Annotated in this window: 7 protein-coding genes; all 7 read left to right on the top strand. The window is 56.0% G+C overall.

The genetic code is table 11. From position 1 onward, the window contains the following. The first annotated feature begins 39 nt into the window (after window positions 1-39). From ABDW36_RS15175 to ABDW36_RS15145, 7 genes are read left to right on the top strand one after another with little or no spacing between them, the layout of a single operon-like run. Window positions 40-3,204, top strand: coding sequence for a TonB-dependent receptor (locus tag ABDW36_RS15175; RefSeq protein ID WP_343702766.1), 3,165 nt, complete (start codon window positions 40-42; stop codon window positions 3,202-3,204). An 18-nt stretch (window positions 3,205-3,222) separates the two neighbouring features. Then, window positions 3,223-4,791 (top strand): RagB/SusD family nutrient uptake outer membrane protein, encoded by a 1,569-nt coding sequence (locus ABDW36_RS15170; RefSeq protein WP_343702765.1) that lies wholly within the window; start codon window positions 3,223-3,225, stop codon window positions 4,789-4,791. Window positions 4,792-4,793: 2 nt separating this feature from the next. Further along, a complete protein-coding gene (locus ABDW36_RS15165) occupies window positions 4,794-5,684 on the top strand; it encodes a DUF5017 domain-containing protein (protein WP_343702764.1) in 891 nt (296 codons plus the stop codon). Between the two features lie 10 nt (window positions 5,685-5,694). Beyond that, window positions 5,695-7,386 carry a sodium:solute symporter family protein gene (locus ABDW36_RS15160; RefSeq protein WP_343702763.1) on the top strand — a complete coding sequence of 564 codons (1,692 nt, stop codon included), beginning with the start codon at window positions 5,695-5,697 and terminating at the stop codon, window positions 7,384-7,386. Window positions 7,387-7,405: 19 nt separating this feature from the next. Then, on the top strand, window positions 7,406-9,955 hold the full coding sequence (locus ABDW36_RS15155; protein ID WP_343702762.1) for a glycerophosphoryl diester phosphodiesterase: 2,550 nt from the start codon (window positions 7,406-7,408) through the stop codon (window positions 9,953-9,955). Between the two features lie 3 nt (window positions 9,956-9,958). Continuing rightward, entirely contained in the window at window positions 9,959-13,354 is a 3,396-nt protein-coding gene (locus ABDW36_RS15150; protein WP_343702761.1) for a hypothetical protein, read from the top strand. After that, window positions 13,351-14,769: an SGNH/GDSL hydrolase family protein gene (locus tag ABDW36_RS15145; protein ID WP_343702760.1), complete on the top strand. Its 1,419-nt coding sequence runs from the start codon at window positions 13,351-13,353 to the stop codon at window positions 14,767-14,769. Before ABDW36_RS15150 ends, ABDW36_RS15145 begins: the two co-directional genes overlap by 4 nt. Window positions 14,770-14,901 lie beyond the last annotated feature (132 nt).

Here is a 14,901-nt window from a genome sequence, read left to right as displayed (position 1 = left end):
ACTACACGCATAGTTCATTTTTAAAACAAGTCGCTTGTTATGAAGGTTAAGATTTTTTCAATGTTGCTGTTGTGTATTGCGCTTATCCGAACCGCCTATGCACAAACGCCGGCTGCTTCCCCCGGCCAGTCAAGAACTGTTACAGGGAAGATCACTGATATGGAAGGGGAGCCGCTCCCTGGTGTCACCATTCTTTTAAAAGGCGGTAAAGCACAGGCCATGACCAACGATGCGGGCGTGTACACCATCCGCATTCCGCAGGGGCCGGAGGCCGTGCTGGTATTTTCATTTGTGGGTTTCCACACCAAAGAAGTGAAGCTGGCGCCCACGGCCACCGTGTACAACACCAAAATGGAGCCTTCCGTGAAAGGCCTGAATGACGTAGTGGTGATCGGTTACGGTACCGTGAAAAGGAGAGACCTGACGGGCTCTGTGGGAGAAGTGAAGGTGGAAGAGATGCAAAAGGCGCCGGTGGCCAGCTTTGAGCAGGCCCTGGCCGGCAGGGTAGCCGGTGTGCAGGTAACTGCTGCAGACGGGCAGCCGGGGGAGGGCATGAAAATAGCCATCCGCGGCAACAACTCCGTTACGCAAGATAACTCGCCGCTCTATGTAATTGACGGCTTCCCCATGGAAAGCCCGGACAACAACATCATCAACCCGGCAGATATTGCTTCCATAGAAGTGCTGAAAGACGCCTCCGCCACCGCCATCTACGGCGCGCGCGGCGCCAACGGGGTGATCATGATCACCACCAAGCAGGGCAAAATAGGCGCGCCGGTGGTGAATTACCAGATGTGGGTAGGCATGGACCAGAACATCCGCCAGCAGGAAATGATGGACCCTTACGAGTTCGTGAAGTACCAGCTGGAGCTGAATCCCGGCCTTTACGAGCCTATTTACCTGAAAAACGGTAAAAAGCTGGAAGATTATAAAAACGAAAAAGGGGTGAACTGGCAAGACCTGGTGTTCCGCAACGGTTTTGGCCAAAGCCACAATCTCTCCGTACGCGGGGGGAGTGACAAAACACGGTACTCGTTGTCCGGCTCCGTTTTTTCGCAAGACGGTATCATCATCAACAGCGGCTTCCGGCGTTACCAGGGCCGCGCCTCTATAGACCAGACCATCAGCAGCAAGGTGAAGGCCGGTTTCAACGCCAACTATACCGGCACCAAAACCTTCGGCACCTTTGCCAACAGCACCTCCAGCGGCCAGGCTTCCGGCCCTACTTCCAGCCTGATGTACAGCGTTTGGGGCTTCAGGCCGGTAACGGGAGATTCGCTCAGCGATTTGTCTTTGGTAGACGAGCCGTTTGACCCGAATGTTGACCCCATGGCGGAATGGCGCATCAATCCTATCATTTCCACCAAAAACGAATACAACCCTTCTTTCAACAATACCCTTATTGCCAACGCTTACGCGGAGTTCAAACCGCTGAAGTATTTCACGCTGCGCATTACCGGCGGTCTTACCAAGATCAACTGGCGGCGCGAAATGTTCAACAACTCCAATACACGCATGGGCAACCCGCGGAGCAGCAACATGGGCGTAAACGGTTCGGTAGATAACCGGGAAACCACCAACCTGCTGAACGAGAACACCCTCAGCTACATCCGCACCATCAATAAAAAACACAGCATCAACGCGGTGGCCGGGGTTACCATGCAGAAAATATCCACGTACCGCCACGGCTTTTCGGCTACGCAGGTACCCAATGAAGCGTTGGGCATGAGCGGGCTGGATGAAGGTACCATCACCACCGCGCCCAACGAGAAATCAAGCAGCGCGCTGATGTCTTTCCTGGGCCGTGTAAACTATGGATATGATTCGCGTTACCTGTTCACCGTGTCTTTCCGCGCAGACGGTTCCTCCAAGTTCGCAAAAGGCAACAAATGGGCTACCTTCCCCTCCGGCGCTTTTGCCTGGCGGCTGATAGAAGAGCCTTTCATGAAGAACATCAACTGGTTGTCTGACGCCAAGCTGCGTGCAGGCTACGGCTTAACGGGCAACAACCGCGTGCTGGACTTTGCCTATCTCTCTTCCATGCAAATGTTCGTGTACTCCGGCTACTCTTTCGGCAACAACCAGGAGGCGGGTATCATCCCCAACAACCTGGGCAACCAGAAGCTGAAATGGGAAACCACAGAGCAGGTAGATATAGGGCTGGATGTAGGTTTCCTCAAAAACCGCATTGCATTTACCGCAGACTATTATAAAAAGAATACGCGAGACCTGTTGCTGCTGGCTACTTTGCCCGGCTCTACCGGCTACCTGAGCGGCTTCCGCAACGTAGGGCGCGTATCCAATGAAGGGGTGGAGCTTACTCTCAACACGCAGAACATCACCGGCAAAAAATTCACCTGGTCATCCAGCTTCAACATTTCGTTCAACCGCAACAAAGTGCTGCAGCTGAACGAAGGGGAGCCCAGCATGGCAACCCGCATTACCTGGGGCAACTTCAACAACGCGTTCCCCTATATTGCCATTCCCGGCCAGCCCATTGCGCAGTTTTACGGCTTTTTGTTTGACGGGGTGTACCAGTACAGTGATTTCAACAAGCTGGCTAACGGCTCTTATGTGCTGAAAGATGAAGTGCCCAACAATACCATGCCGCGCGCTAACATTACGCCGGGCCATATCAAGTACAAGGATATTAACGGAGACGGGCAGGTAGACAATAACGACCTCACCATTATCGGTGACCCGAACCCGATACATGTAGGCGGTTTTTCCAATAATTTCACCTATGGCGGGTTTGACCTGAACGTGTTTTTCCAGTGGAGCTATGGTAACGATCTGCTGAATGCCAACCGTATCGAGTTCGAGAACGGGGACGTACAGCGTAACTTCCTGAACATGTTCAAGTCTTTCGAAAACCGGTGGACGCCTGAGAACCAGACCAACGCCCTTTACCGCCTGGGTGGCCAGGGCCCGCAGGTGTATTCTTCCCGTACTATAGAAGACGGTTCCTACCTCCGCCTCAAAACCGTGGCGCTGGGTTATTCGCTGCCGGCAGCCATGCTGCGCAGGGCGCATATCAAAACACTGCGTGTGTACGCGGCGGCGCAGAACCTGCTCACCTGGACCAATTACACCGGTCTTGATCCGGAGGTATCCGTACGGCATACCGCCCTCACACCGGGCTTCGACTGGTCTGCCTACCCCAAATCGCGCACGCTCACACTGGGGCTGGACATTACTTTTTAATGCTTAAAAATTATGCAGATGAAACGCATCCTCATATTTTTATTGCTTGCAGCCGGTACATTCAGCAGTTGCAGCAAGTTTCTTGAAACGGAACCGGAAGATTTTGTAACGCCGGATAACTACTACAATACGGAAGCCGACCTGCGCCGTGCGCTGAACGGCGTGTACAACCGGCTGATAGACAATTTCGGGCGTATGTACTCCCGCGGGTTGTTCAGCTACCTGGCTATCAGCGACGAGTTTTTCTTCAAGAACATCACCATTGCCCAGCTGAAGGTAATGGAGTTCGACGCCGGGCAGCTGGATATAGGCCGCTTCTGGGAAACCGCCTACCAGGGTATAGACCGGGCCAACCTGTTGCTGGAGAACGTCCACAAGCCGGACATGGACGAAACCAGGCGCAATGTGATCAAAGGCGAAGCCCTTTTCCTGCGTGCGTATTATTACTTCCTGCTGGTAGACCATTTTGGCGGCGTGCCGCTGAAGCTCAGCTCCACCAAGACGCCTACAGACCAGTACCTTGCACGCTCAAGCGTGGCCGAAGTATATGCGCAGATCGTGAAAGACATGCAGGAGGCCGAAACGCTGGTGAGTGACATTAACGGGTACAACTACAACGAGACCGTTACGCAAACCGCCGTGCAGGCCATCCTGGCCAGGGTTTTCCTGACCATGGCGGGAGAACCGCTGAAACAAACAGAGCGGTATAAAGACGCGCTGACCTATGCAGATAAAGTGATCAGCTCCGGCCGCCATTCCCTGAACCCGGATTACAAGCAGATATTCATCAACCACTCCCAGGATAAATATGATCTGCAGGAGTGCATCTGGGAAGTGGGCATGTACGGCAACCAGCTGGGCAATGCACAACTGGCAGGCGCGGTAGGCATCGAGAACGGGCTGGAGTGCCTGGATGAAAGTATCGGCTACAGCGGCGGCGGCATGCATCCCACCGCCCGCATGTTCGAGATGTATGAACCAGCAGACCCGCGGCGTGACTGGGCTATTGCTCCCTATAAATACACCACCGCCAACGGCGTAACCACCAAAACCAACTACACCGCTGCGCAGATATACGACCGTACCATAGGTAAATGGCGCCGGGAGTATGAAACGGCCACGCCCAAGAGCAGAACGTATAACTCTACCAACTTCCCCGTGATCCGCTATGCAGACGTGCTGCTGATGAAAGCGGAGGCGGAGAACGAAGTGAACGGCCCGACGGCAGACGCATACAACGCCCTGAACATGGTGCGCAGAAGAGGCTACGGCAAACCGGTAAGTACGCCTGATGCCGCTGTAGACGCGCCGGCAGGCATGGACAAAGCCGCCTTCCTGGCGTATTTGCAGGATGAGCGCGCCCGTGAGCTGGCTTTTGAAGGCATGCGGAAACATGATCTCATCCGCTGGGGACTGTACCTGCAGAACATGCAGACGCTGGCGGCGGAAATTAACGCTACCGCTCCCTCAGGCTTCAAGTATGCGGGCAATGCCGCCAAAAACGTAACGGCCAGGAACCTGGTGTTCCCCATTCCCAATTCTGAAGTGACGGTAAACCAATTGATCATTCAAAATCCCAACTGGTAATTATGCGAAAGCTCATATATATGCTGGCTGCCGCCACCACGCTGGCCGCCTGTAAAAGAGAAAAGGTGCCTATGCCTGACTTCCAGGTGCATACCAGCTCCCTTACCTACAAAGCCGGTGATACCGTACGGTTCGTATTCAGCGGCAACCCGGATAACATTACTTTTTTCTCCGGTGAGCCGGGCCATCACTACGAGTTCAGGAAACGTACCAGCGCCGCCAACGACCTGCAGGTGCAATTCAGCACCTGGGTGCGGTACGGCATGATACGGGATAACCTGCAGCTGATGGTATCTAATAACTTTAACGGTAAAGCCACTGTTGCGGACGTGCAAGCCGCTACCTGGACGGATGTTTCAGACCGTGCCGTATTTTCTACCGGTACAGACCGTACGCCCTCCGGCGTAGTGAGCCTGAAAGACTTTGCCAGGCCGCTGCAAGATTCCGCGCTCATATACGTGGCCTTCCGTTACACAGACTATAAAAAACCGCAGGGGCAAAACCAGTGGGTGATCCGTACCTTCGAGGCCAACAATGTGTCTGATGACGGGGTGATATCTCCCCTGGCCGTGATGAGCACCGGCGGCTGGCAGCAGGTAGACGTGAAGAACCCCGGCTTCAAATGGACCATTACCACCGCGCAGCTGCTGATAGCCAACGCTCCGGGAACCGCGGATGATAATGAAGACTGGGTGATCAGCAAGGGCTTCAACCCCTGGCAGATCAAACCCGATGTGGGAACGGCGCTGAAGAACGTGAGCACCGTACTGGCGGAGCACACTTACGTATATACGAAACCGGGCACTTACAAAGTAGTATTTGACGCCTCTGCCGTTCGTTATACAGGCGAAAAGCGCGTGCTGCGTGAAATTAACTTAACCATTACACCATAGGAAGAAGAACATGAATGTAGCGATTGACACGTCGGTAATAGTTGTATTTTCTGTATTTATCATGCTGGTGGGCTTTTCGTTCTCGAGAACGGGAAGGAACCTGAAATCGTTCTTTGCGGCGGGAGAGGCTGTGCCCTGGTTCATTGGCGGGTTGTCTCTTTTTATGAGCTTCTTTTCCGCCGGTACTTTTGTGGCATGGGGCTCTATTGCCTATAAATACGGCTGGGTGGCCGTTACTATTCAGTGGACGATGTGCATCGGCGGCCTGGTAACAGGCCTGTACATTGCGCCCAAATGGAAGGCCACCGGCAACCTCACCGCGGCGGAGTTCATCCGGGAGCGGCTGGGCGCCGGCGTACAGCAATCCTACATTTACATCTTCATGCTCGTATCACTGCTCATCAAGGGCTCCGTGCTGTATTCCGTAGCGCGGCTGGTAAGCTCCTCGCTGGGTTTTCCGCTGATGCCCAGCACTGTGGTGCTGGGGTTGTTCATGATAGCCTACACCGCGGTGGGCGGCCTCTGGGCCGTAATGGTAACGGATATTCTGCAGTTTGTGATACTCACGGCGGCTGTGCTCATCATTATCCCGCTGGCCTTTGATGCGGCGGGAGGGCTGCAGCAGTTCCTGCATTTTTCACCGGAAGGTTTTTTCAGCGTGGTGAACGGGGAATATACCTGGGGCTTTATTTTCGCCTTTGCGCTGTACCATGTTTTTTACATTGGCGGCAACTGGACGTTTGTACAGCGCTATACCAGTGTTGATAAACCCAAATCAGCCTCCAAGGTAGCTTACCTGTTTGCGGCGCTGTACATTGTGAGCCCGGTGTTGTGGATGCTGCCGCCCATGCTGTACAAGCTCATCAATCCTTCCCTGCAGGGGCTCGACGCGGAAAACGCGTACCTCATGGTGTGCAAGCACGTACTGCCGGCAGGGCTGATGGGGCTCATCCTCACCGGCATGTACTTCTCCACCTCAGCTTCCGCCAACACGGCGCTGAACGTGGTGTCTGCCGTGTTTACCAACGATATTTACAAAGGCCGCATCAACCCCGCCGCTTCAGACAAAAAGCTGATGCTGGTAGCCCGACTGTCTTCCTGGATCATTGGGCTGGGCATGATCGGCATTGCCCTCATAGTGCCCTACATTGGCGGCATTGTGGAGTTTACCCTGAGCATCGGGGCCATTACCGGCGGGCCTTTGCTGGCGCCGCCCATCTGGGCGCTGTTTTCCAGACGGCTTAACGGGCGTGCCACCCTGTACATCACCGTTATCAGCCTGGGCGCCAACCTGCTGTTCAAGATCATACTGCCCTTTACCTCCAACATCCGGCTGAACCGCGCAGATGAAATGCTGGTAGGCGTAGGTTTGCCTTTCCTGTTGCTGCTGGCGTATGAAGTGTATGCCCGGATGACGAACAAGGTGAGCGAAGAATACCTGCAATTGCAGCAGGTAAGGGCGGAACGGAAAATCATGCACCGGGCGCCTGACCCGGAAGAAGCGCTGGCCATACAGCAGCAGAACGTTTTCGGGTTGAAGGTGATTGCCTTTTCCCTGGCCTTTATTGCCGTGCTGCTGTACGTACTGTGTTTCTTCGCGGCCGGCAGCGCTACGCTGGTGGCAGTTATTGCCACCGCCATTCTTTTGCTGGCGCTGATCCCCTTGCGGGCGGCCAGGAGAGGAGCGGGCCTGCATGGTTGAACCTAAAGAAAATGACATCATGCAACTGAAGAGATATATCATTCCAACACTCCTGTGCAGCCTGCTGCACCTGGCCGCCGCCGCGCAGAGCCGGGTCAGGCTGGAAAGCAGCGCCCTGCGGCTGCAATGGGAGAAAACGGCGAAGGGCTACGAGCTGAAGCAATTGTCTGTAAAACAGGGCGCCGGCTGGGCCAGCCAGGCCAGCCCCAGTGGAGAATACACCCTCCTGTATTCCGCCACGCAGCCCTCCCGGGAGCCTGCGCCGGTATACAATGCAAAGGGAGCAAAGATCAACTTCCCGGAAAGTATTTACCGTTACATTATACCGCTCTGGAAAGAGCTGACCAGCCCCGTGCAGCTGAACATTGCCGGGGAGGCGCTGCACTTTTATCCCTCCGCCGCTACCGGCGGGCAAGGGCGGGCACAGGTATTTACCGCCGAGAACAACCGCGCAACCGTTACCGCCACCTGGGCCATAGACCCGGCCTACCCGGCGGATGTAACGGTATCGGTTACGCTGAAGGCAAAAACAGACGGGTATTTTTCCATGGCTACTCCCACGCTGGCTACGTTTGCCAGTAACGGCTTCACCTGGGCCGGCATTCCCGGTTATTTCCAGAGCAACGCCATAGAAAAGGATTTTATAAAAGCAGCAGTGTACATGCAGGGCATTCCTGATAAACCCATCCTGGTGCGTGACCGGGCGGCGTCTACGCTGTCTCCGTTCATACAGGGCAAAAACCGTGTAACCCTGGCCGTTATACCGCAGCCCGGCACGACGAGAGACCCCTGGGAAGATAGCGTGAAAACGCAAACCGTGTGGAAGCTGGGCCTTTCCCTGATGAACAGGAAAGGAGAACTGACGCCCACGCTGTACCGCCCGGTATTGGGGCAGCAGGGTTCCGCGCTGAAGCAGGGGGAAACGGTGGAGTTCTCTTTCCGTTACACCCTGCAGCATGCAGACTGGTACAGTGTGTACCAGCATGCCATTAACGACATTTACCGCTTTGCCGACTTCCTGCCGTTGAAAAGCACGGCCCGCTCGCTGACAGACCGCATACTGGCCATGCACCGCTATGTGACCAATGATTCTACTTCCCTCTGGCGCACTGAAGACTTCAACGGCATGAAAATAGGCGCGCAGGCCTACCTGGGTGGCGTGTACGGCTCGGAGAAAGACGCCATGAAAAATTCCGACTATGGCGCCATGTGGATGCTGGCCGGCATTATGAATGATGACGTGCTGCAGCAAACCCGCCTGCCCTATGCCCGCAATTTCAAATTGCAGCAGCAGGTAACCGCGCCCGGCTTTTTCAACGGCGCGGCGGCAGGGCAATATTACCTTTCCAAAAGCAAACGTTTCACCGAAGAGTGGGGCCCTTACGTTGAGCCCGTTGCCACCACTTATTATATGCTGATGGACGCGGGCAACATCTTGCTCTTCAACCCCGCAGATACGGCCATGAAACGTGTGCTGACCCATGCGGCAGACCGCCTGCTGGCCTGGATGGGGAAGGATGGCAAGTGGCAGGTGGCGTATGACCATGCTACCAGGGCGCCCATGTTTACCGAAGTGGAAGACCTGCGGCCCACCTTTTACGGGCTGCTGATCGCTTACAAAATATTAAAACGCCCGCAGTACCTGGAGGCCGCTAAAAAGGGGGCAGACTGGTACGTCCGCAACGCGGTTGACAAAGGCCGTTTCCTGGGCGTTTGCGGAGATACCCGTTTTGTGCCTGACTTTGCTACGGGCCAAAGCGTGCAGGCGCTGCTGGAGCTGTATGAAGTAACCGGCCTGCAACGCTACCGCACGGCGGCGGTGAAAGCGGCGCAGCTGTACACCACCTCCGTGTACACCCATCCTGTTCCTTCCAATACGGTGAAAAAAGTGAACGGCGTGGAACGGAAAGACTGGGAGATCAGCCAGGCCGGATTGAGCTTTGAGCACGGCGGCACCTTTGGCAGCGCCAACTACCGCGGCCCCATCCTGCTGGCCAGCCATGCGGGCATGTTTGTGCGCATGTTCACGCTCACCAGAGACTCCCTGTTCCTGAACATGGCGCGTGCCGCGGCGTTGGGGAGGGATGCATTTGTTGATCCCGCCACCGGCGTAGCTTCTTATTATTGGGATGTGATGAACAAAGGCGCCGGCCCGTACCCGCATCATGCCTGGTGGCAGATAGGCTGGATCACGGATTACCTGCTGGCGGAAGCGGAGCTGCGCTCCGGCGGCAAGGTGAAGTTCCCCCGCGGGTTTATAACGCCGAAGGTAGGGCCCCACCAGTCTTACGGCTTTGCGCCCGGCATGGTGAACGGAACGCCCGCGGAGCTGCTGCTGCGGCAGGGCCTGATCCATACCACCAGCCCGTACCTCGACTATTACTGCGCTATTAACCGCGAAAAGAAGAAACTGTTTTTTATACTCCTGAATAACGATGACGCCCCGCTGCGTACCACCATGCAGGCCAATTACGCTGCCATACCGGTAACGCCTGCCAATGCGGGTACCGCCTTCCGGGTGGAGATACCGCCTTACGGCATACAGGTCATCGATATAAACTACCGTTAACGCATGAGAGCGCTGCTGATATGTTTGGTGTGGTGTACAGGCTTTCTGTCCGTGCAGGCACAAAAGTCCTATTTTATTGAAGCGGAAGATTTCCGCATCCGGGGCGGCTGGATAGCAGAAAGGCCGCCGGGGGTAACTGTTTCCGGCCACCAGATATTACGTGTGCTGTCTGGGAAAGTGAAAGCGGCCGATGCCCTTACCGTGATCAATGTCAAAGCGCCAGGTGAATACACCGTCTGGGCGCGCACCGTTGACTATCCCGATAACAGGCCCGGCACAAGGCTTTTCAGGGTATTGGTGAACGATGTGCCGCTGCAGAAAGAATCAGGCGCCCACGGTAAAGACGGTTACTACTGGGAGCAAGCCGGTACCGTGAAGCTGGAAAGCGGGGAGAACGTGATACAGCTGCGTGACTCCCGCGGCAATTTTGCCCGTGTAGACGCGCTTTTCTTCACCGCGGAAAATATAGACCCTGCCAAGGCAGACCCTGTGAAATATAAAACAGATCATGTTGCCATTCAGCCCACGCCCGCACAGCAGCCCTCCACGGCCATAGCCGCCATCAGCGCAGGCGCCAAACCGGTGGCCACGCTGGAGAACGAGCACCTCCGGCTGGAGCTGCTGCAGGGAGAAAGGCTCATGGCCCGCACCGCCGTACGCCGCAACGGGAAGTGGGAATATTTCAGCGGCGGCATGGAAGAGAACAGGATATTGCTGCTGAGCGGGGAAGACCCGCAGATCACCTTCGGCGGCTTTTTCCCCGGCTGGAACGGCTCGCGCGGCTTCAGCACTTTTACCTGCAAAGGCAAAACGTACACCATTATGGAGCCTGACAACCTGCGTAACCCGTTCCTCTCCGGGCAGCTGACGGCATTTGTACCGGTAGCCGCCAAAGCGGCTGACGGGCAGCATTTGCAGGTGGTGTACCGGTCGGAGCGGGGAGATACCATCACAGGCCGCTGGGAATTGTTGCCGGGCCAGCGCCACCTCCGGCTCAACCTGCAATACAAGGCCCCGGAGAACGCTTTTTACAGCCTGGCCGTGCTGGCTTTCCAGGGTGCGGAACAAGGCAAGGTGTCCAATGTGCAGCTGCCGCCCATGTTCCAGTACCAGCGCATCCCGGAGCAGCCGCTGATATTGCCTTCCGCCATGATGCCGCAACCGCTGGCCATGGTAGAGCTGAAAGAAAACGGTATCACCACTTTTATTACCGGTACGCAAGACGGTTTCCCGCTGGATTGGGCTATGTCTACTTCATCCGTGATGGGCTTCGGTATCAGGAACGAAAAGAACCAGGTGCAGCCGGTAGCGTTTTCACCCGTACCGGGTTTGAAAGACGCACAGCTCAAAGCAGGCCAGACGCTGCAGCGCAGCTTTATGATAGGCGCATTGCCTTCCGGCTGGAATGATGCGCTGGAATATATTTCAGACAGCATTTACGCCGTCAGGGATTACCGCCGGCAGCAGCTTTCGTTGACGGAAACCATGTTTAACATTGCAGACCTGCTGCGCAACGAAGAAGCGGCCGGCTGGGCGCCTGCCATGAAAGGGTATTACGATATTGAAGGAGATCCTAAAGCAGCGCCTACCGTGGTACAGTCTGCCCCCCTGGCCGTTATTGCCACCGCCATGCTGGCGCGTGATGAAGCGTTTTATACCAGCCGCGCCCTGCCAGCTATTGAATATACCCTTTCCCGCAGCGGCTTCCGCTGGGCACAGCGGGGCATGAGCAAAAAGGCGGGCACACTCAGCCCTTATGGTTCACAGTTTACCACGGCCTATTTTGAAGGCCTGCACCGCCTGCTGGGAGAAGCCAACCCCTGGCTGAAAAAAATAGCCCTGCCTGATAATAAAGTGCGTGATGCAAAAGGTTACTCCGTGGTCATCCCGGAATGGACGCAGGAGCTGGCCGCTTACCGCCTCACCGGGCAGCGCTCCTGGCTGGACGCGGCGGTTAAACATGCGGACGCATTCATCCAACAGGAGGTGTATGGTACCAAAACCACGCCCCTCAGCAAGCAGCCTTTTTACAATACATCGTTTTACGCTTACTGGTGGGACCTGACAGACCTCTTTGATGCCACCGGCAACCAGCAGTACCTGCAGGCCGCGCAGGCGGCCGCCTTCCATACGCTGGCCGGCGTGCGCAGCTACCCCGCCGTGAAAGACACCCCGCAGACCATTCATCCCCGCGGCCAGTACGAAGGCAATACCACCATGTGGTGGAAAGGCGGAGAGAAATACCGCCTCGGTTTTCCCCGCCGCGCCGGAGACGTGCAGGAGAAACAGGTGCCGGAATGGCTGGTATCTCCCGTGGGACTGGGCTTTGAGCAGCCTTTTACTTTCTTCGACCCCGGCAAGCTGGTGCGCCACGTGTTCATGAGCAACTGGGCGCCGCACCTGCTGCGGCTGTATGCCGCCAATCCCCGCAAGATATTCGAGACCTATGCCCGCAACGCGGTCATAGGCCGGTTCACCAACTATCCCGGTTATTACGCTACCGGTTTTACAGACATCACCATGCAGCCTGATTTCCCGTACAAGGGGCCAGACGTGAGTTCCATCTACTATCATCATATACCGCCGCACCTCGCTTTTACCATGGATTACCTGGTAACGGAAGTGATGCAGCGGAGCGGCGGCAAGGTGAATTTTCCCTATGTGAAGCAGGATGGTTTTGTATGGTTCAACAATCGCATTTTCGGTGCAGGCAAAGGCAAGGTGATGGACGATGAAGGCGTCAGCCTCTGGCTGAAGCGCGGCCTTGTCAGCATCAACAGCCCCGGCGTGAACTACATCACGGCCATTTCAGACAAACGTTTCTGGGTGCTGCTGGCAGGAGAGGAGAACACGCCTGTTTCCTGCAATATTACGTTGGGAGAGGAAGTGCCGGTGAAAGATCATGCGGCTGCATTGCTGTATGAAGATGCCGGAGCTGGCGCCGCGGGAAAGAACAAGGCAGCACCGTTCGCTACTGGTGCGCCGAAAAGCAACGCTGCGCCTGTGGCAGCAGCCATGAACGGCCGCACCCTTACCGTGGAAGTGGGCGCCAAAGGTTTTGCCGCCTTGTCTTTCCCCCTTGCCGGCAAACGCCCCGCTGCAAAAATACCGCCGCTGAAAAACGGCATGCAGGAGGTGAACTTAGGCCCCGGCATCGGCAAATGCACCTTGTTCCGCATCCGCTCGCCCTTTGGCTGGGACGCGGTGTACGGCTACCTGGAATCCACCCTGTCTGAAGGCACTACAGTCACCGTAACAATGAACCATAAAGAAGAAACAATAACGGCCTATCCTTTTGAATGGTCTTTTCACCCCTTGCCTTTCGATGAGGAAGCCAACGTGAAAGTAGTGGTCAGAACAAAAGACGGCCGCACGTTTGAAAGAAACATGATTTTATGAGCAATAAATGGATCATGAGCAGCCTGGTATTGTTGATGGCGGCAGGCAAGGCCTCCGCGCAAAACGACCTGATCGCCGCGTCCCAGGCGGGCGCTTCTCCGCTGTACTTTCAGCCTGGCGCCGGCACGCCGCTGGTAACGCCCGGCACTTTTTATAACGCGCAGGAATGTACGCCGCGCAACGGCCTGCCCGCTTTCTTTAAAAAGGCGGCTGCAGGAAAGCCGTTGCTGGTGGGCTTCATCGGCGGCAGCATCACTCAGGGCAACTGGGGGTACCGCCCGCAAACCTTGCGTTACCTGCAGGCTATGTTCCCGGCAGCAGATATCAAGGCGCTGAATGCCGGCGTATCCGGCACGGGCACAGACCTGGGCGCCAGCCGTGTACGGGAGCAATTGCTGCAGCATGGGCCAGACCTGGTGTTTGTGGAGTTTGCCGTAAACGGGGCTTATGCGCCGGGTATGGAAGGTATTATACGGCAGGTGATAAAGAGCGGGGCGGAAGTTTGCCTGATCTATACCATCACCGGGCCGCAAACAAAAATATACGTTGCCGGCCAGGTGCCGGAAAATATTCAAGGTCTCGAAAAAGTAGCCGCGCATTATGGCGTGCCCTCCATCCATTTAGGCATGGAAGCCGCAGCGCTGGAGCAGCAGGGCCGCCTGTTGTGGAAAGGTGAAGCGGGAGATACGGTGGGCCACATTCTCTTTTCCAGGGACGGTGTTCATCCGTTAACGGCCGGAGGCAATGTGTACGCGGCAGCTATTGCAAGGGGGCTGGAGAAAATGCGGAAGCAGGCGGAAAGTGTAGCTGGAGTAAAGAACGCGAGTGCTCGCAGAGGCGCAACTAACAGAGCGCTGCCCACACCGCTGTTCCCTGACAACTGGGAGTCTGCCGGCATGTATGCCCCGCGCAGCATTGCCACCTTCGGCGGCCGTTGGGAGCAGGTTACCCTGCCGCAGTTTGCGCCCTGGTTCCCGGAAATAGAAAAGGCCGCGGCGCCCGGCGCCTCCTGCACCTTCCGCTTTACGGGCAGCGGCTTCGGCATTTTTGACGTAGGCGGCCCCGAAGCCGGCCAGATCACCATCACGGTCAACGGGAAAACCATGCAGGTGCAGCCGCCGCTGGTGCAGGGCACGCAAGTGTACCGGCTGGTGGAGGGAGACAGCATGCCCGTTAACCGCTTCAACAGTTATTGCAACAACCGCTACCGCGGACAGCACCAGTTTTTCACGCTGCCGGAGGGTAAGTATACGGTCACCATCCGGCTCTCGTCCCAAAAGGCGGATAAAGCCGCCATACTGGGGCCAAACCAGCAGGAGGATATCCGTCAGCATCCGGAAAAGTATAACCAGGGCGTATTGTACCTGGGGCGCATTCTTGTAAGAGGAACGCCGGTGTTTAACGGAAAGCAGTGAGAATAACTTGGGAATGCTCCCATGAATTGGGAATGTTCCCAGCTGATTTTTGATACAAAGTGTATCACAGCACGTGCTGTGCCGCATTAAATTTGACTGATAGTAGCAAACGCACTTTATGAAAAACGCATC

The sequence above is a fragment of the Chitinophaga sp. genome (genome assembly GCF_039596455.1).
Taxonomy (GTDB): domain Bacteria; phylum Bacteroidota; class Bacteroidia; order Chitinophagales; family Chitinophagaceae; genus Chitinophaga.
Note: the sequence above shows the minus strand (reverse complement) of the source record. Positions and strands in the feature narration are given on the sequence as shown.

Coding starts and splice junctions, on each gene's coding strand:
- ABDW36_RS15175 (WP_343702766.1), top strand. CDS start 40: ATGAAGGTTAAGATTTTTTCAATGTTGCTGTTGTGTATTGCGCTTATC.
- ABDW36_RS15170 (WP_343702765.1), top strand. CDS start 3,223: ATGAAACGCATCCTCATATTTTTATTGCTTGCAGCCGGTACATTCAGC.
- ABDW36_RS15165 (WP_343702764.1), top strand. CDS start 4,794: ATGCGAAAGCTCATATATATGCTGGCTGCCGCCACCACGCTGGCCGCC.
- ABDW36_RS15160 (WP_343702763.1), top strand. CDS start 5,695: ATGAATGTAGCGATTGACACGTCGGTAATAGTTGTATTTTCTGTATTT.
- ABDW36_RS15155 (WP_343702762.1), top strand. CDS start 7,406: ATGCAACTGAAGAGATATATCATTCCAACACTCCTGTGCAGCCTGCTG.
- ABDW36_RS15150 (WP_343702761.1), top strand. CDS start 9,959: ATGAGAGCGCTGCTGATATGTTTGGTGTGGTGTACAGGCTTTCTGTCC.
- ABDW36_RS15145 (WP_343702760.1), top strand. CDS start 13,351: ATGAGCAATAAATGGATCATGAGCAGCCTGGTATTGTTGATGGCGGCA.